The sequence below is a fragment of the Candidatus Eisenbacteria bacterium genome, assembly GCA_026388185.1.
GTDB lineage: Bacteria > Eisenbacteria > RBG-16-71-46 > JAFGJU01 > JAFGJU01 > JAPLKG01.
Genome location: JAPLKG010000003.1, coordinates 147,668 through 165,605, shown reverse-complemented (window position 1 = coordinate 165,605; position 17,938 = coordinate 147,668). Strand labels below are relative to the sequence as shown.

At 56.2% G+C, this 17,938-nt stretch carries 13 protein-coding genes; all 13 read left to right on the top strand.

Going from position 1 to position 17,938, the window contains the following annotated elements:
• Window positions 1-452 precede the first annotated feature (452 nt).
• On the top strand, window positions 453-2,174 hold the full coding sequence (polX, locus tag NTX17_01485) for a DNA polymerase/3'-5' exonuclease PolX (GenBank protein MCX5800052.1): 1,722 nt from the start codon (window positions 453-455) through the stop codon (window positions 2,172-2,174).
• A gap of 300 nt (window positions 2,175-2,474) precedes the next feature.
• Window positions 2,475-3,587, top strand: coding sequence for a radical SAM protein (locus tag NTX17_01480; protein MCX5800051.1), 1,113 nt, complete (start codon window positions 2,475-2,477; stop codon window positions 3,585-3,587).
• Between the two features lie 35 nt (window positions 3,588-3,622).
• Window positions 3,623-4,762, top strand: coding sequence for a hypothetical protein (locus tag NTX17_01475; GenBank protein ID MCX5800050.1), 1,140 nt, complete (start codon window positions 3,623-3,625; stop codon window positions 4,760-4,762).
• A gap of 116 nt (window positions 4,763-4,878) precedes the next feature.
• Window positions 4,879-6,057, top strand: a complete 1,179-nt coding sequence (locus NTX17_01470) for a DNA repair exonuclease (protein ID MCX5800049.1) — start codon at window positions 4,879-4,881, stop codon at window positions 6,055-6,057.
• A gap of 41 nt (window positions 6,058-6,098) precedes the next feature.
• A complete protein-coding gene (locus NTX17_01465; GenBank protein ID MCX5800048.1) occupies window positions 6,099-8,324 on the top strand; it encodes an AAA family ATPase in 2,226 nt (741 codons plus the stop codon).
• Between the two features lie 431 nt (window positions 8,325-8,755).
• Entirely contained in the window at window positions 8,756-9,046 is a 291-nt protein-coding gene (gene groES / locus NTX17_01460) for a co-chaperone GroES (GenBank protein ID MCX5800047.1), read from the top strand.
• 103 nt (window positions 9,047-9,149) lie between these two features.
• Window positions 9,150-10,784, top strand: a complete 1,635-nt coding sequence (gene groL / locus NTX17_01455) for a chaperonin GroEL (protein MCX5800046.1) — start codon at window positions 9,150-9,152, stop codon at window positions 10,782-10,784.
• A gap of 214 nt (window positions 10,785-10,998) precedes the next feature.
• Window positions 10,999-11,463 (top strand): GNAT family N-acetyltransferase, encoded by a 465-nt coding sequence (locus tag NTX17_01450; GenBank protein MCX5800045.1) that lies wholly within the window; start codon window positions 10,999-11,001, stop codon window positions 11,461-11,463.
• A gap of 85 nt (window positions 11,464-11,548) precedes the next feature.
• Window positions 11,549-11,821 (top strand): hypothetical protein, encoded by a 273-nt coding sequence (locus NTX17_01445; protein MCX5800044.1) that lies wholly within the window; start codon window positions 11,549-11,551, stop codon window positions 11,819-11,821.
• A gap of 16 nt (window positions 11,822-11,837) precedes the next feature.
• A complete protein-coding gene (locus tag NTX17_01440; GenBank protein MCX5800043.1) occupies window positions 11,838-13,370 on the top strand; it encodes a hypothetical protein in 1,533 nt (510 codons plus the stop codon).
• Window positions 13,360-14,145: an SDR family oxidoreductase gene (locus NTX17_01435; GenBank protein ID MCX5800042.1), complete on the top strand. Its 786-nt coding sequence runs from the start codon at window positions 13,360-13,362 to the stop codon at window positions 14,143-14,145. The genes NTX17_01440 and NTX17_01435 overlap by 11 nt, the downstream gene beginning before the upstream one ends.
• A 10-nt stretch (window positions 14,146-14,155) precedes the next feature.
• On the top strand, window positions 14,156-17,149 hold the full coding sequence (locus tag NTX17_01430) for an ATP-dependent DNA helicase (protein ID MCX5800041.1): 2,994 nt from the start codon (window positions 14,156-14,158) through the stop codon (window positions 17,147-17,149).
• A 32-nt stretch (window positions 17,150-17,181) separates the two neighbouring features.
• A complete protein-coding gene (locus NTX17_01425) occupies window positions 17,182-17,916 on the top strand; it encodes an ATP-binding cassette domain-containing protein (protein MCX5800040.1) in 735 nt (244 codons plus the stop codon).
• Window positions 17,917-17,938: the final 22 nt, after the last annotated feature.

The window sequence follows — 17,938 nt, the reverse complement described above, 5'->3', positions numbered from 1 at the left end:
ATCCGGGAGGTTAGTGAGGCGTATAGAGTGTCCAGGGGGAGAGGGAGAGGTATTGTGGGACGGTAGGGATGAGAAGGGTAAGGAGGTGAGACCCGGGGTCTACTTTGCTCGTTTCTTGGCAGGAGGGCGTGCCAGAGGTGGCGTCCAGAAGTTAGTTGTATTGCGCTGACAGGTCGCAGGGAGCGCCTAAGCTCAGGGTTTTGTATTCGGACAAGCAGGATACGGCTGCGATGGCCGGATCGAGTCCTGAGTAGGACTCCGCACAAGCAGACAAGCCGACCTTGGCGAACAATTGAGTCTGAACGATCGCTAAGTACACATAGGCAACTGAAGAAAACTTGACCTGCCCATTGAATACACCGCTTGACCTTGACAGAGAGGGCAGCCTGGCCTTAGGCTGCCCTCAGCATTTGTTTCGCGGGGAATCACGTTCCAAACCTACTTGACCTACCATGAAAAATCGCACCATCGCCGAAATGTTTGATCGCATAGCTGACATTCTGGAGTTCAAGGGCGAATTGCCCTTCAGGGTGCTTGCCTACAGGAAAGCCAGTCGGGTCATTCAGGATCTGAGGGACAACATCGAGTCGATCTGGAAAGAGGGAAAGCTCGAAGAAATCCCCGGTATCGGCGAAGGAATGGCGAAGAAGATAGGCGAGTACCTTTCCACCGGAAAGATGGCGAAGTTCGAGGAAGTGACAAAGAGCGTGCCATCGAGTCTCATAGACCTCCTGGGCATACAAGGTCTCGGGCCCAAAACCCTCTCGCTGGCTTACAAGAAACTCAAAGTGAAGAACCTTCTGGATCTCAAAAGAGTGATTGCGGACGGCTCCCTGGCGAAGCTTCCGCGCATGGGGGATAAGAAGGTCGAAAACCTGACCAAGGGAATTCAGCTTTTCGAGGCGAGCCACGAAAGAATGTCGCTCGGTATCGCTCTGCCGGTGGCCGAACACGTGATTGAAGAGCTCAAGAAGGCTACCAAGGTGAGTAGAATCTCAACTGCGGGCTCGCTCAGGAGACTCAAAGAGACAATCGGCGACATAGACATACTCTGCGAGGGAACTGACGGAGAGAAGATCATAGAGGAGTTTACTTCACTCCCCAGTGCGGAGAGGGTTCTCGCACGCGGCGAGACCAGGGGGAGCATAATAGTCGAAGGCGGCGTCCAGGTTGATTTGCGGGTGGTTGCGCCGGCCTCTTACGGCGCTGCGCTCCAATATTTCACCGGTTCCAAGGACCACAACGTAAAGCTCAGAGAAATCGCCAGGAGGAAGGGACTCAAGATAAACGAGTACGGAGTGTTCAGGGGCGAAAGGAGAATCGCCGGGAAAAATGAAGAGGACGTCTACAAGGCCGTCGGCCTGCCCGCGATGCCGCCCGAGCTCCGGGAAGATCGAGGCGAAATAGAGGCGGCCGCAGAGGGAAAATTGCCCGAGCTGGTCACACGCTCGGACATACGGGGCGATCTTCACGTTCACTCCGTCTACAGCGACGGCTCGGATTCAATCGCGACCATTGCCGAGAAGGCCCTCTCAATGGGCTACGGTTTCATCGCCATCTGCGATCATTCAAAGTCCGCGAGCTACGCCGGAGGCATCAACGAGACCACGCTACTGAAGCAGATTGCAGAGATAAAGAAGGTGAACTCACGTTTGAAGGGAAGGGGCTTTCGGCTCCTGGCCGGAATCGAGGTTGATATCAAGGCGGACGGTTCGCTTGATTTCTCGGACGAGATTTTGGAGAAGCTGGACGTTGTCGTGGCCTCGATTCACAGTGGCTTCAAGCAAAGAGTCACAGAGCGCATCGTATCGGCGATGCAAAACCCCCACGTCCACATCATAGGGCACCCGACCGGCCGGCTCATTTCGAGAAGAGAGGGTTACGAGCTTGACCTCGATAGAGTCATGGAGGCCGCGAGGGATACCCGGACTGCGCTGGAGATCAACGCCTATTACGACAGGTTGGACCTCTCGGACATCGGGAGCAGAAAGGCAAAGGAGTCGGGCGTCACGCTTGCGATAGGCACGGACTCTCACAGTATCGCACATCTCGAGTTCATCAAGTTCGGCCTGGCAGTGGCCAGGCGAGGTTGGCTCGAAAAGGCGGACTTGCTGAACACGTTCGGGGTGCGGGAGCTCCTGGCAAGACTCAGGAAAAAGGCGAGAGGGGCTTGAGAAGCGGAGCTTGCCGAACACGCTTCGGCCCCAGGCACTACCGGCGCGGCCATTTTTTCCTTCTCGCAGACTGGCCCCGATTGTGCTATAGTAAAGGGGCGAAATAGCCGGTCTAAAAGGTGCTCTCGCCGGATCGGAGAGCACCCCACGCAGGCCGTAGTTAGTTATCAAAGCTCCGTCTTTTCCACTCGGTGTCTCTGCACGCTCCACGCCGGGAGGATTGGCGGAGCTTGATTTTTTCACACCTTCTGATTCTCCGGGTTGCTTGACAATGCGGCGTGTGCTAGGATGGTGACGGCCATGGCAACCTGTCAAGTTTGCGGAGAAAATTCCCTGCTCGTCGCTCAGGTTCTAAGCGTTTGCCGGAAATGCATCCTCAAGAGATTCCCGGATTGCGAGAAGTACATCCGCGAGGCTCACCACAAGAGGCGCGATTTCGGTCTGGAACCTGAGCCGCCGAGACACCCTGATGGCGCGGAGTGTCGCCTCTGCGCCAACCATTGCCGGATGGCCAAAGGATCATTCGGCTACTGTGGAGTGCGGGAAAACAGGGACGGCAAGGTCAGGCAGTGGATGAACCTGGGCTGCGTGTCGTGGTATTTTGATTCGCTACCGACCAACTGCGTGGCCGGCTGGGTGTGTCCCGGCGGAACCGAAGCGGGCTATCCGGACTACTCGTACTCACCTGGTCCCGAGTATGGATATAAGAACCTCGCCGTCTTCTATGAGGCCTGCAACTTCGACTGCCTCTTCTGTCAAAACTGGCACTTTCGGCTCCAGAGTCGCCGCGGCGAGCTTCACTCGGCCAGAGACCTCGCCAACAGCGTTGATCACAGGACGTCTTGCATTTGTTTTTTCGGAGGAGACCCGACGCCCCAACTCCCGCACGCCATACACGCTTCGAGGCTGGCCATGAAAGAGGCGAGCGGCTCCCCAACGCCCCGCATGCTCCGCATTTGCTGGGAGACAAACGGCGGGATGCACCCCTCTCTTGCCAAGAAGATGATGGAGATTTCGCTCAAGACCGGAGGATGCGTCAAGTTCGACCTCAAGGCCGTAAATGAACGGATCCACATTGCCCTGTGTGGCGTCAGCAACAAGACGACTCTTCACAATTTCCGAACGCTGTCTTCGTTCTTCGAACAGAGGCCCGACCCTCCGCCCCTCGTGGCGAGCACGTTGCTCGTGCCGGGATACGTTGACGAAGAAGAGGTGGCGGCCATTGCAGGGTTCATTGCCGAACTCAATCCCGACATTCCATATTCTTTGTTGGCGTTTAACCCACATTTTCTGACTCCCGATCTTCCATCGACTTCTCGCAGGCACGCCGAACGCGCAAGAAACGCGGCTCTGGCCCAGGGGCTTACGAGGGTAAGGGTCGGCAATCTTCAGCTTCTGGACGATACTTATTGAACAGTAATGCGCCACGTCACTAAGGAGTACATCGTATGATCAGCTATGAACTAGTCTGGAGTCTGCTCAAGCGCGCGGGCAAGGAGTTTCCAACGACAAGCCTCTATCTCGATTTGAGCTCGCTCAAGTTCACGACGAAAGACGCAGAGATTGTTCTCAAGGGAATGATGAAGGAGAGAAAACATGCGATCGAGAAGAGCTCCTTCGGAAGAGAAGCGAAGCTCTCGCTCGCGGATGACTTTGAGAAACTCTCCAAGTACGTCACGACCGAACTGGACAGAAGAGGAGCAAAAGGAATCGCCATTTTTGCTTCTTCCGGCTCCGGCCTGTGGAATGCCTATCCTCTTCCCGGTCCCGTCACTAATCTGCTCATCGTAGATAGAGATCCGTACATAAGGCCCTTCACCATGCTGTTGGATCAGTACAAACGCTACTGCACGGTTCTCGTTGATAGAGAGCGGGCGCGCGTGTTCGCCGTGTGTCTCGGTGAGATCGAAGACCATTCTCAGATATTCGACGAAGTCCCCGGCAAGGTCAAGGCCTCGGGTTGGGGCGGGTACGAAGAGCGTCGTATCGAGAGACACATAGAGGACCACGTCCACAGGCACCTGAAAAACGTGGCAGACGTCACCTACGAGTTTCTTCGGAACAGGAAGTTTGACCGCCTCATCATAGGAGGTCAGGCAGAGATCGTGCCCGAATTCGAACGGCTATTGCACAGCTATCTCAAGGAGCGAGTGGTGGCGAAAATCAGCGTGGATGCCTCGATTCCGCTCGACGAAGCTCTCAAGCGCACCATGCAAGTGGACAAGGAGATAGAGGAACGCTCTGACGTGGAGCTTGTGCGCAAGCTCGTGGAGAGCGCAAAGGGGGGTGGGTTGGGAGTGCTGGGTTTGAGGGCGACCCTCGGAGCTTTGCGGAGGAGCCAGGTTCACACGCTCGTTCTCGAGATGGGCTACGTGGCGGACGGGGTGGTTTGTGACAACAGTCGCTTCGTCGGAATAGATGAGCAAGAATGCCCTCTCTGCAAGGCAAAGACCAGGAGCGTGGCCGATGTCGTGGAGGAAGCGATTCGGGAGACGCTCCGGCAAAACGGGAAGGTTGTTCACGTGGGCGTTTCGACCGCGCTCGAAACAGAGGGACGAATAGGAGCAATCCTCAGGTTTGCGCTCTAAGGAGGAATCCACACGATACCCCTGAAGGACACGGTCCCATCGCGCAGCTTTCCCGTTGTCTCCATCGCGATGCCGGAGTTATTCTCGAAGAATCAAATGGGAGGGTCTTCGACTTTATGCCCGTGAGAATTCTCCATCTTGCCGATCTCCACATCGGCTACCTTCCGGGATTTCTGAGCCCCGAAAAGGCCAGAGCCAGGTCTGAGGACTTCAAGTCCGCCTTTCAGAGGGCGGTTGACTATGCCTTGAAGCCCGAGAACGCGATCAAAGCCATGATAATAGCGGGTGACCTTTTTGATTGTTCCCTGCCCGACGAGACGGTGAGGGGATTCGTGAGGGCCCAGCTGGGTAGGCTGTCGACGGCTTCAATCCCCGCACTCATCATTCCTGGTACGCACGACACGATTGCGCTTCCCGAGAGCGTTTACAGGAAGGAATCTTTTCCCTCAGGTGTACACGTTTTGGCAGAGCCCTTTTCTACCGCACCGCTTGAGCTCGTGCTGAACGGCGAGAAATTCTACTTCTACTGGCTCACACACGAACCTGGAGAGAAAAGAACGGTTGCGGAGTTTCTGGCGGGCGTGAAGGCAAGTCTGCCCGAGGACGGGTACAGGATTTTCGTGGCCCACGCCTCGCTCAAGGGCTCGCCAGAGTGGGACATGAGGCGCAAGGACCTTCCAGTGGCTCTCGAGGACCTCCTTTCGAGCGGCATGCACTACGTCGCCCTCGGGCACTATCATGGTTTCTCCGAGTCTCCGCAGGGCGGGGGGCGCGCGGAGACCAAGGTGGTCTACCCCGGCACACTCGAAGGGAAAGCGTTTGGGGAGAACGGGCCTCGCTACCTGGTGGTGGCAAGTTTCGAAGACGGCCGGGTTAGAGTGGAGAAGCACCCGTTCAACAAACGTGTCTTGGAGGAGAAAGTGTTCTCTCTTGATCTTGAGCCGGTCTCGGACGAGGAGGAGCTGCTCGAGAAGTTGGAGTCACTGGGGAATGAAAATCTGCTCCTCAAGCTGACAGTGACGGGACGTCCGGACTTCGTAGTACGATCGGATTTTCTGACGGGGGCGCTGGCGGGCAAGTTTTTCTACATTGAAATCGATGACGCCACCAGCCTGCTCTCTTCACTTCCCGTCGAGGAGATTCTGGGTGAGAGGACAATCCGAGGGATGTTCGTGCGGAAGCTCAAAGAAGCAATCGCTGCCACGCCGGAGCCCGCGACTTATGAACTCGCGTTGAAGGAAGGACTGAGCGCGTTCGCAGAAAAGGGGATAGTGAAGCACGCTCCAAAGAAGTGAGCTTGTTCCAACGCCACACGCCGAGGGAAAATTCGTCGCCAATGAGAATCTTGAGAATTGAAATAGAAGGATTCGGCCCCTTCGCGTCTCCGCGTTCAATACGCTTCTCGGAGAGAGGCCTGAACATTGTCTATGGAGGCAACGAGTCCGGCAAGTCCACGCTCGTGGAGGCCATCTATGCGACAGTCTTTGGCGTCGAGAGAAAGGACACGGAGCAGAGTTTCCAATCCTGGTCTCCCTCCAGAGGATTCACGGGCCTGGTGGAGTTTGGAGTGGTTGGGGGCACGGTGAGATTCCTCAGGGACTTCTCCTCGAACAAGGTGACCGTGACGAGAACCGAGAACGGAAACTCGAAGGAGCTGTTCTCCGGCGACGCAAGCCCGCGCTCCAGGAGTGACAGGAGCGACGAGAAAAGAGCGTATCTGGAGCTTCTCCGGCAACTCTTCGGATTCTCGGACGGAGCTCTCGCAAGGCAGACCTCCATCGTCCGACAACTGCATCTCGAGACGGAATTCACTCCCGGGCTCAGGGGACTCATATCGGGAGCGGGCTCCACCGACTATAATGGCGCGATCGAACTCCTGAAGGCGAGGTTCGACGAGCTTACTACCGAGAATCCCTGGGGTAGGGTAGCCCGCAGAAAGATGAGGGCCATCGAGGAAGTCCAGGACAAGTTGAACAAAGCGCAAGCGGACCTGGAGACGGCGGAGGGATTCTTTTCCAGGAACATAAACCTGGCAGGAGAGGCCGGGGAGCTTCAGACGAGGATAAAGGGCCTGAGGGAGAAGTGCGTTCAGAAGAGAGAGTTTCTGAGCAAGATAGGGAGACTCGTCGAGCTCCAAAACATACTCAAAGAGAAGCGGAAGCTACTCAGGAGCGAACAATCCGCGAAAGAAGACTACGAAAAGGTAAAGAAGACCTGCGAGGGGGCGAGGGAGAAACTTTGTAAAGAATACCCCTCGTTCGCGAGACTCGAGACCGACATTTCCTCAACGCTGTCCAGGGCGGTCTCCGTCGAGGGAGAAGTCGGCCTGGCGGAAAGGGAGCTGTCGGATAAAGAGGCACAGTCCAGAGTCGCGCCTCGACCGATTCCCGGTTGGGCCATCGCCGCAGTTTCTCTTGGCATTCTTATCGTGTCCCTGGTCGTCGGGGTCCTGAACGGGAAGTTGGGTCTCACGATTGGCGTGGGTGCTGCGGTTGCGATTGCAGTGTATATCGGGCTCTACCTCCTCTCTCGGTCAAGACGGCGGAAATTGCCGGACGCAGCGTCCCTGGAGGCATCCGGGAAGAGACTGTCGAGCCTCAGAGAAGAGGAAGCTCGTCTCAGGGAAGAAGTGTGCCGCTCATTTCCTGACGAAGAAACTCGTGCTCGCGTGGGGACGCTCAGAATGCTGGAGCTTGCGGGGCAATACGCAAGATTCAGAGAGGCCAAGAAGACCGTCGAGGATTTCGAGAGGCAATTGCTCGAGCGAAAGGCGGAAGCCGAGGTGGAGGCAGGGGCAAGGGAACGGACAGGGGGCGATGGCTACTCCGCCGCCCTGAGCGATGCGGCGGTCGGGGAGGCGAAACTCGAGCAATTTCTCAAAGAGCACGAAGAGCTTTTTCCTCTCAAAGATGATTCTGAGAAGGCCGCAGTGATGGCGGCGCGCGCTAAGGCGGAAATCGAAAGCACCGAGAAAGAATTGGCAGAATTGGAGGGAAAGCTGACGGAGACGCGGATTGAACATGCGCGCGTCTCTGCATCACCAGTGAGTCCACCCGAGGTCTATCAGGACGAGATAGAGAGGCTCCGAGAGAGCCTCGCCCGACTCACCCTGAGGCGAGACGCCCTCAGGCTCGCGGTGCAAATCCTCGAGGAGTGCGTGGCGCAGTATCAAGCCGAATCGATTGAAAGGATCGCCGGCCGAATCTCCAAAGTCTTCAAAACGCTAACGCAAGAGCGCTACAAAGCCGTGAGACTTTCTCCGGAGTTGGAGCCTTTGCTCGAGACTTCTGCCGAGAAGGAGATCGCCCCCGAGCAAATAAGCACTGGTGCGCACGACCAACTCTATTTTTCGATGAGAATCGCAATGATCGAAGAGCTTTCCGGCGAGAAGGGCCTCCCGCTCATTCTTGATGATCCGTTCGTCAATTTCGACGACGAGAGGCTCGAAAGAGCGAGGGCGTTGCTGGCCGATTTGGCTGGCGAACGAGACACGCAAGTGATCATATTCACGCACGGAGACAGGCACCTGACCTGGGACGCGAACGTCATCAGGTTGAGCTAAGTCCGGGTTACACGATTCGGGGCGTCGAACCCGTCCATTCCGTTCGTCTTGTCGGATTCGCCGTCCTGGCTGATTCGCGCACCCCGGTCACGGGTATTGCCGGGCCAAATTTCCCCCGAACATTCAGACCTCGAGAAGTGATATAATGTCCCGGCGATCGATCTCGAAGTGGTGGCCTGCAAGTTGCGTTATACGGCAGGCTCGCCTCTGATACGACTGAGCTTGATTTAGAAGTTTTCAGTTACGGGGAGGTGATGGGCAGGTTTTGCCGAACAATCGGGCCCAATGCAGGCTCACGGGGTCTGTCTGACCACGGTAGTCTCGTCGGGTCTATTAATCCAACGCAGGTTTGTCTGGTTTATGGCCAGCCGGATCTGCCACTCAAGCATCTTCGAATCTCATGACTCAATCTTCAGAAAGGAGTGTGGACCATGAAGGTCGCGCCATTGGCGGACAGAATCCTTGTCGAGCGCCTCGAGGAAAAAGAGGCCAAGAAGGGAGGCATCATCATTCCTGACACTGCAAAGGAGAAACCGCAGGAAGGAAAGGTAATCGCGGTCGGGCACGGAAGAATGACCGAAGACGGAAAGCGCATTCCTGTGGAGCTCAAGAAGGGTGACAGGATATTGATTGGCAAGTACTCGGGCACGGAAGTCAAGATTGACAACAAGGAATACATCATCTTGCGCGAGGACGACGTACTGGCCGTTTTGACTGAGTAGAACCTTGTTTCTTGTACCAGGATCGTCTGGTATACTCACCATTTGAGACAGGTGTTTAGGACAGTAGAAACCGTAGGAAATTTGGGAAAAGGAGAGGATTCATATGGCTGCTAAACAAATGGTTTTCCAGGAGGAAGCCAGGCAGGCCATTCTTGAAGGCGTGGAGACGTTGAGTCGCACGGTCAAGGTGACGCTTGGTCCAAGGGGACGGAACGTTGTTCTGGAGAAGAAGTGGGGTTCGCCCACCATCACAAAAGACGGCGTCACCGTCGCCAAGGAGATCGAGCTCGAAAACCCGTACGCGAACATGGGCGCGCAGATGGTGCGCGAGGTGGCTTCCAAGACCAGCGACGTTGCTGGCGACGGCACCACTACCGCGACCATTCTTGCCGAGGCGATCTTCAAAGAGGGCCTCAAGAATGTGACTGCCGGCAGCAACCCGATGGGCATCAAGAGAGGAATTGAGAAGGCCGTCGAGGCTGCCATAGAAGAGCTCAAGAAGATGAGCAAACCCGTCAAAGACAGGAAAGAGATCTCGCAGGTCGCCTCGATATCTGCCAACTCGGACGTCACCATCGGCGAAATCATAGCCGACGCGATGGACAAGGTGGGCAAGGACGGGACGATAACCGTCGAGGAGGCCAAGAGCATCGAGACCACGCTGGAAGTGGTCGAAGGTATGCAGTTCGACAGGGGCTACATTTCTCCGTATTTCATCACCGAGAAGGACACGATGGAGGTAGTTCTCGAAGACTGCTACATCTTTCTCTACGAGAAGAAGTTGAGCAACATGAAGGACCTTCTTCCGCTTCTGGAGAAGGTCGCTCAGAAGGGGAAGCCGCTTCTCATCATTGCCGAGGACGTGGAAGGCGAAGCCCTTGCGACTCTCGTCGTCAACAGGCTCCGCGGGACACTTTCCTGTTGCGCCGTGAAGGCCCCGGGATTCGGAGACCGCAGAAAGGCCATGATGGATGACATCGCCGCCCTCACCGGCGGACACGTCATCTCCGAAGACATCGGCGTCAAGATCGAGAACGCCAAACTGGACGATCTCGGCCAGGCGAAGAGGGTCACGATTGACAAGGACAACACGACCATCGTCGAAGGCGTCGGCAAGACTGAAGAGATCAAGGGAAGAGTGGCGCAGATAAAGAGAGAGATCGAAGATTCCACGAGCGACTACGACAAGGAAAAGCTCCAGGAGCGCCTGGCCAAGCTGGCCGGTGGAGTGGCCGTCATCAACGTGGGCGCGGCGACCGAGACGGAGATGAAGGAGAAGAAGGCTCGCGTCGAGGACGCTCTCCACGCCACGAGAGCTGCGGTCGAGGAAGGCATCATCCCCGGCGGCGGAGTGGCGCTGTTGAGAATCGCGGCAATGCTCGATGCGGTGAAGGTCGAGGGCGAGGAGAAGCTCGGTGTCAACATCGTGAAGCGCGCTCTCGAAGAGCCGATGCGAATACTCGCGTCAAACGCCGGCCTCGAAGGCTCCGTGATCGTCGAGCAGGCGAAGAAAGAGAAGAAGAATGTCGGCTTCAACGTTGAGACAGAGAAGTTCGAGGACATGTTTGAAGCCGGCGTGATTGATCCGACCAAGGTGGCACGCACTGCTCTGCAGAACGCGGCCAGCGTGGCGGCTCTTCTTCTCACCACCGAGGCTCTGGTTTGCGAGAAGCCCGAAAAGAAGAAGGCGCCTGCTATGCCTCCGGGTGGCGGTGGCTACGGTGAGGACATGTACTAAGAAACGGAGAGCCCGCGAGGCAATCTCAGGACTTGTGTTCGGGGCGACACACCAGCCTCGAGTCGGCTGAGACTCCGCGTCGCGCGTTACGACCGAAGCGTGAGGCCTGCGCCATTGGCGCGGGCCTCACTGTCTGTTAGAATCTGTAAGGATCGGCGCCTGAGGCGCGGGTGCTCCGCGATTGGAAAGAACACACGTAGTAAGGTGGTAGCTGATGCAGATCAGAAAGGCAAGATCGGCCGACATCGAACAGGTGACGGAACTCAGCTTGACCATGCAAGGGTATCACGCCGCCTTTGACGGAGTCTTTGCTCTGACCGAAAATGCTCGAGAGGGACTGGCGTCGTTTCTTGGAAAGTGCGTGCGCTCGAGGAAGAGACTCCTCATCGTGGCAGAGGAGGACAACAGAATCGTTGGCTATGCGCTGGCGACGCTTGCCTCGAGGCCGCCGATATTCCGGCAGAGAGAGTATGGTTTCATCGAAGATGTCTTTGTTGCGGAGAAATACAGAAACCGTGGAATCACCAAGCGAATGCTGGACGCGACGTATTCATGGTTTAGGAAACACGGGATCAAGGAAGCCGTGCTGACGGTTCATGCCAAGAACAGGCTCGGGATCATGGTGTGGGAAAGAGAGGGATTTGAAACGGTCTTCCTGAGAAAGCGGAAGTGGATATGATCACGCATCGAATCGCACTCATTGCCTCCGACCGGTCCGCTTCGAGGTGGGCGAGAGGAGGCTCTACCAGCAAGGAGGACTTGTCATGACAGATCACAGACGTTTCACGGCCGCTGAGGCAAAGACGATTGGCGATAAGATCGGAGTCGATTGGAACAAGTACGATCTCGAGCAATTTAGGATGGGCCTCGAGGTCGAGCTGGAGCACGGCAAGCGCGATTCCTTCACCGACGTGACAAACGACGATCCGATTGTGACCGGGAAGATCGCACTTGCGCATCTGACCGAGTTTCCCGACTACTACACAAGACTTGAGGCAATGGAAGAAGAAGCCAAGCGCTTTCACGGTAAACGCTAGGGCGGTCGGAAAAACGATGGCGCGAACGATATCGACTGTAATGTTCCTGATTCTCTTTTCGATTGGTTTGAGCACGAACGCAACAGGGCAAGAGCACTCCTACGACATCAAGCACTACGATCTCACGATCGAACCGAACTTCGATACCAAGACCATGTTGCTGAAGGCCGGCGTGGCGATCGCCAATCCGGAGCTCACCAGGGCTTTCAGCTTCGGTCTGAGCGACCGGTATGACCTGGTGACAGCGACGTCGGACGTCTCCAAGGTAATGGTGGAAAGAAGTCCCGGATACGTCACGCTCGTCATTGAGAAGCCTTCCACCCAACTCCAACTCAACCTGGAACTCAGCGGAGTTCTTGGAAAGAGTGACGACGAAGATCGAGACGTAATCGCTGATTCCAGCCTCTTTCTCCTCTGGTCGGATCGCTTCTACCCGATCGACTTCGACGATTGGGCAACCGTCACCACCACGCTGATACTCCCCTCACATTTTCAGGCAGTCGCCCCGGGAAGGCTCATGAAGACGCACAGAACCAAGGACAGGGTCGAGTACGTCTTTCGCACGAGTACGCCCGCCGTGTGTTTCTCGGTGATCGCGGATTCGCGATGGATCATGACCGAGCAGAAGGTCAGATTCTTGTACATGCAGACCTTTCTCTATCCCGAGAGTCAGAGATTCGCCGAACAGATTTTCTCGACGAGCTATGACATCATATCCTCGTACTCACAGACATACTGTCTCTATCCGTTCGATCAGTTCACCTTCGTCACGATTAGCGGCATCAATGCGAGGCGCGCGTTTCCCGGTTTCGTGGGGTACAACCCGCAGTATCTGGAGAAGGAATTCGCAACCACGGGACACGACGCTCACGAGACGGCGCTTCTGTGGTGGGATTACACGACGCGAGGGAGCGGCCCCGGCGCGTTTCAGTGGACGGAAGGTTTTGGAGACCATGCGGAATTCCTGTACGAAGAGGCGCGGGGCAAACCGATACCCGGGATTTTCGAATCATTTCGAGACAAGTATCTGTCTCTGCCCGCGGAGCAGGACGTGCTCTACTACGAACTCAGAGGGAACACGCCTCAGGAGATTATCCACGGGAAATATCCGTGGCTCATGCGGTTGATGAGGCACTCGGTCGGGGACAAGGCTTTCAAGAAGGCCGTGGGGCTCTTGTTCTATAGATTTCGCTTCCACACCTTCTCCATGTCGGAATTCATCTCGACTTTGGAAGAAGGATGCGGCCAATCTCTCGGCTGGTGGCGAGAGGAGTGGCTCGAAAGGACGGGCGTGCCGACAATCTCGCTCAGATCCGAGATCGCGCGCAACAACGGCGAGTATCAGATTGTCGTGCTCCTCAAGCAACAGGGAAACATCTATCATCTTCCGATCGAGATAGGGATCGAGACCTCGAAGGGTCTGCGAATAGAAGAGGTGAATGTGTCGCAGCGAGAAATGAGTTTCACATTCAAGTCTGCCGAGAAGCCGGTGAATATCCTGCTCGATCCTAACGGATGGATCCTGATGAGAAAGATATATGACAAGTAGGCGCAAGAACATGAGTACGGCGCACCCCGGAAACGTGACCCTTTCAGGCAAGGTCGCACTCGTCACCGGGGGGGGCGCCGGCGCCGGCAGAGCGATCTCCCTCGCGCTCGGCAGGTCGGGCGCGACTGTCATGGTGAATTATCGCTCCAGGAAGAAGCTCGCCGAGAAGGTGGCGGAGGAGGTACGGGCGTTCGGCGGAGAGGCACGCGTGGTGCGCGCCGACGTCTCACTGCCGCGCGGAGCCGGGGCGGCCGTTGACGCCGTAATCCGCAGCTTCGGCAGGCTGGACATACTCGTGAACAACGTGGGAGATTTCCTGTACAGACCGATCCTCAACGTGACACCGGACGAGTGGCGCGGCATCATGCGGAGCAATCTTGATAGCGCCTTCCACTGTTCGATCCGAGCGATTCCCCACATGAAAAGACGGCGGTGGGGCAGGATCGTGAACATCGGTGTTGCCGGATGCGATGACGTGAGAGCATTTCCGAACACGACTGCCTACAACATCTCTAAGACCGGAATCCTGATCTTGAGCAAGTCCCTCGCAAAGGAAGTCGCGTCTTTCGGCATCACCGTAAACGTCGTGGCCCCGGGGATGGTCGATACGGGTGTTCTTTCCCGATCTGCCTTGAAGGAAATCGAGAAAAAGATTCCGATGAAGCGGGCGGCGAGTCCCGAGGAAATCGCGCGCGCGATCACGTTTCTTGCTTCTGAAGATGCCTCCTACGTAACCGGTTCCTGTATTACCATCTCTGGAGGATGGCTCCTCTGAGGTTCTTGTCTTGAGAGCTTTCAAACCCGAGGAATCCTGCACGGTCGTTCCCCAGGAAGACATCCTGGCGGGACTGAACGAAGCGCAGAGACAGGCGGTCGTTCACGACAAAGGTCCTCTGCTGATTGTCGCCGGCGCAGGAACCGGGAAGACCTCCGTAGTAGTGAGAAGAATAGCCCACCTCATCGCCTCAAAGAGGGCGAACCCGGGCGAGATAATGGCTCTGACCTTCACGGACAAGGCCGCCGCCGAGATGGAGGAAAGGGTCGACGTACTCGTCCCCTACGGTTACACGGACGTCTGGATAAGCACCTTTCACGCGTTCGGCGACAGAGTGCTGAGAGAGCACGCTCTCGAGATGGGTTTGACGCCGGAGTTCAAGGTTCTCACGCAGCCGGAGCAGATCATTTTTCTCAGGGAGCACCTCTTTGAGTTTCCTCTTTCATACTACCGGCCGCTGAGCGATCCGACGAAGTTCATCAGCGCAATGGTGACGGTCTTCAGCAGAGCCAAGGACGAGGACGTGAGTCCGGCCGAGTATCTGGACTATGCGCGGGCTCTCGCCGAACAGAGCAGACTCCGACCCGAGGACGAGGAGCTTCGCGAGAGGGCGCGGAAGGAACTGGAGATAGCGGACTGTTATCAGCTTTACCAGGACCTGATGACCAGAGAGGGAAACGTGGACTTCGGCGATCAGGTCAATCTTACGTTGAGACTCTTTCGTACGCATCCGACCGTACTCAGACGATACCGGGAGAGATTTCGCTACATCCTGGTGGATGAGTTCCAGGACACAAACTACGCGCAGTTCGAGCTCGTGAAGCTTCTGGCCGGCGAAGGGGAAAACGTCACCGTCGTCGGCGACGACGACCAGAGCATTTACAAATTCAGAGGGGCGGCGATCAGCAACATTCTGGGATTCATGGACGCATATCCGCAGGCTAAACAGATTGTGCTGACCACAAACTACAGAACTCCTCAGTCCATTCTTGACTGTGCCTACAGACTCATCAGATTCAACAACCCCGATAGGCTCGAGGTCAAGAACTCGATAGACAAGAGATTGGTTTCCACGAAGGACGAGGCTCGCCCTCCCGAGCATCTTCATCTTGAAGCGGTCTCCAGCGAGGCGGACGTCGTTGCAAAGCTGATCGAAGAAAAGGTCGCATCGGGCAAGTACGCATACAAGGATTTCGCGATTCTCGTTCGCTCGAACAATGACGCCGATCCTTTCCTCCGGGCCCTGAACATGCGAGGCGTGCCGCACAGATTTTCGGGAAGCAGGGGACTCTACGGAAGAGAAGAGGTGAGGCTTCTGATTTCCTTTCTTCACTCGATAGCCGACTTTGACGACAGCCCGAGTCTCTACTACTTGGCGGGTTCGGAAATATATGGGACGGACCAGGTCGATCTGGTGAAGCTCAATAATTTTGCGAGAAGAAGAAATCTGACCCTGCACGAAGTGTTTGAGCTTCTGACTCAGACCGGAGTGGCGGGCGAAACGGGTCGCGCCGTGGCCGATCCCACTGAACTCCCTGAAGTCTCGGAAGACACGCAACGGAACGTCCGGAGACTGATGTCGGACATCAGACGTTACTTGATGCTCTCGAGGGAGAAACCGGCAGGAGAGATACTCTACGGTTTCATCACGGATACGGGCTATTTGCGGAGGCTGAGCAGCGAGGCGTCCTCCGTGGCCGACGAGCAGATCAGAAACATCGCGAAGTTCTTTGACATGTTGCGGGCATTCGCCTCGGTGTCGATCCACGACGACGTGCACAATTTTGTTGCCCACCTGGACATGCTGGCCGAGGCCGGAGATAATCCTGCGGTTGCGGAGGCAGATCTTGACGTTGACGCGGTCAACGCGCTCACAATTCACAAGGCAAAAGGACTGGAATTCAGAGTGGTATTCCTGGTGAGCCTGGTCTCCCAGAGGTTCCCGGTTCCGCACAGGAAGGAGCCCATCGAACTGCCCGAACCTCTCGTCAAAGACATTTTGCCGACGGGTGATTTTCATCTTCAGGAGGAAAGAAGACTTTTCTACGTGGGTATGACGAGAGCCGAAGAAGAGCTCTATCTCACGAGCGCTCGCGACTACGGAGGAACCAGGCCGAAGAAGGTGAGCCAGTTTGTGATGGAAGCGCTCGACCTTCCCAAGACGACTCCGGCTCCGTTCAAGTCGTCCGCGATTGAAGCCATCGAGCGAAATGCGGGCGTGCCGCCGGAGAGACTGCCTCCGGCAATGAGACCCCTTTCGCCGGAAGAGAGTCTTACGCTGAGTCATCTTCAGGTGGACGACTACGAGACTTGCCCACTCAAGTACAAGTACGTCCACATACTCAGGGTTCCCATCATGAGGCATCACGCCGTCGTGTACGGCAGCGCCCTGCACAAGGCGGTTCAGGAGTACCTGCGGAGAAAACGCGAGAGCCGCCGCATGAGCTTGGACGAGCTTCTTGTGGTCTTCGAGGCCTCGTGGGTAAGCGAGGGATTCTTGACGCGAGAGCATGAGGAACAGCGGTTCGAAGCCGGCGAGAGGGCAATGAGAAGGTTCTTCGAGGAAGAGGAGGCGCGCGGCCGAATGCCGACGCACGTGGAGAAGGAATTCTGTTTTTTTGTCGACAAGAACAGGGTCATAGGAAGGTGGGACAGGATTGACGAGAGTGAAGGCGAAGTAAGAATCGTAGACTTCAAGTCTTCCGATGTGCATACTCAGAAGGACGCGGACAAAAAAACGAAGGGCAGCCTACAGCTTCAGATATACGCTCTCGCGTACAAGAGAGCATTTGATAGAATGCCGGATTTTGTCGAACTGCATTTTCTGGAGACGGGTCTTGTGGGGCGCCGCGCAGTAGAAGAAGATGATCTTGCCGAGGCCGAAGAGAGAATAGGAGAAGCTGCGAGGGGCATCAGGGCCCGGAGATTTGACGCGGCGCCGGGTCATCTTTCCTGCAAGTATTGTGCGTACAGCGGCATCTGCCCCGACTCGAAGAAACCATAACACGGCGTGTTTCAATTGTACGAGGAGGAACCTTGGTTCAGGCGAAAGCTCTCACAAAGACCTTCCGTGACGGGAAGCGAGGAGACGTCGTGGCGGCCAACGAGCTCAGTTTTGAATGCCCGCCCGGAACCGTCTTCGGACTTCTTGGAAGAAACGGGGCCGGCAAGACAACGACGTTACGCATGCTCGCCACGATTCTGGCGCCGACCTCCGGGACGGCGATCGTCGACGGATACGACATAGTGCGCGAGCCCTCGAAAGTGAGGGAGAAAATAGGTTTCTTGTCCGGTGACACCAAACTCTACGACAGACTTACAGGCAGAGAGACCCTGACGTATTTCGGCAGGCTTGCGGGCATCGGGAACAAAGCACTCGAGGCAAGGATCGATGAGCTTTGCACTCAATTTGACTTGGCCGACGTTCTGGAGACAAGGGTCGGCAAGATGTCTACCGGCATGAAGCAGAAGATATCGGTGGCCAGGGTTATCATCCACTACCCGTCCGTGCTCATTCTGGATGAACCGACTCTCGGCCTGGACGTGGTGAATGCACGCGCGACCTTCGATCTGATACGACGTTGGAAGGCCGACGGGAAGTCGATCATCTTTTCAACTCACATCATGACTGAAGCGGAAAGACTCTGCGACGAAGTGGGGATAATCGAGAAGGGAAGACTTCTGGCCAAGGGTTCGCCTTCCGAGCTTCTCAAAGCTCACGGTGGCGCAGACCTTGAAGACGTGTTCATCAGGCTCGTCAGCCCGAACTAGTGGACTCTATTGGATCGTCACG

Excerpts from the sequence above, each read along its gene's own strand:
- NTX17_01445 (MCX5800044.1), top strand. The coding sequence starts at position 11,549 with ATGACAGATCACAGACGTTTCACGGCCGCTGAGGCAAAGACGATTGGC.
- polX (MCX5800052.1), top strand. The coding sequence starts at position 453 with ATGAAAAATCGCACCATCGCCGAAATGTTTGATCGCATAGCTGACATT.
- NTX17_01480 (MCX5800051.1), top strand. The coding sequence starts at position 2,475 with ATGGCAACCTGTCAAGTTTGCGGAGAAAATTCCCTGCTCGTCGCTCAG.
- NTX17_01450 (MCX5800045.1), top strand. The coding sequence starts at position 10,999 with ATGCAGATCAGAAAGGCAAGATCGGCCGACATCGAACAGGTGACGGAA.
- NTX17_01465 (MCX5800048.1), top strand. The coding sequence starts at position 6,099 with ATGAGAATCTTGAGAATTGAAATAGAAGGATTCGGCCCCTTCGCGTCT.
- groL (MCX5800046.1), top strand. The coding sequence starts at position 9,150 with ATGGCTGCTAAACAAATGGTTTTCCAGGAGGAAGCCAGGCAGGCCATT.
- NTX17_01470 (MCX5800049.1), top strand. The coding sequence starts at position 4,879 with ATGCCCGTGAGAATTCTCCATCTTGCCGATCTCCACATCGGCTACCTT.
- NTX17_01440 (MCX5800043.1), top strand. The coding sequence starts at position 11,838 with ATGGCGCGAACGATATCGACTGTAATGTTCCTGATTCTCTTTTCGATT.
- NTX17_01435 (MCX5800042.1), top strand. The coding sequence starts at position 13,360 with ATGACAAGTAGGCGCAAGAACATGAGTACGGCGCACCCCGGAAACGTG.
- NTX17_01475 (MCX5800050.1), top strand. The coding sequence starts at position 3,623 with ATGATCAGCTATGAACTAGTCTGGAGTCTGCTCAAGCGCGCGGGCAAG.
- groES (MCX5800047.1), top strand. The coding sequence starts at position 8,756 with ATGAAGGTCGCGCCATTGGCGGACAGAATCCTTGTCGAGCGCCTCGAG.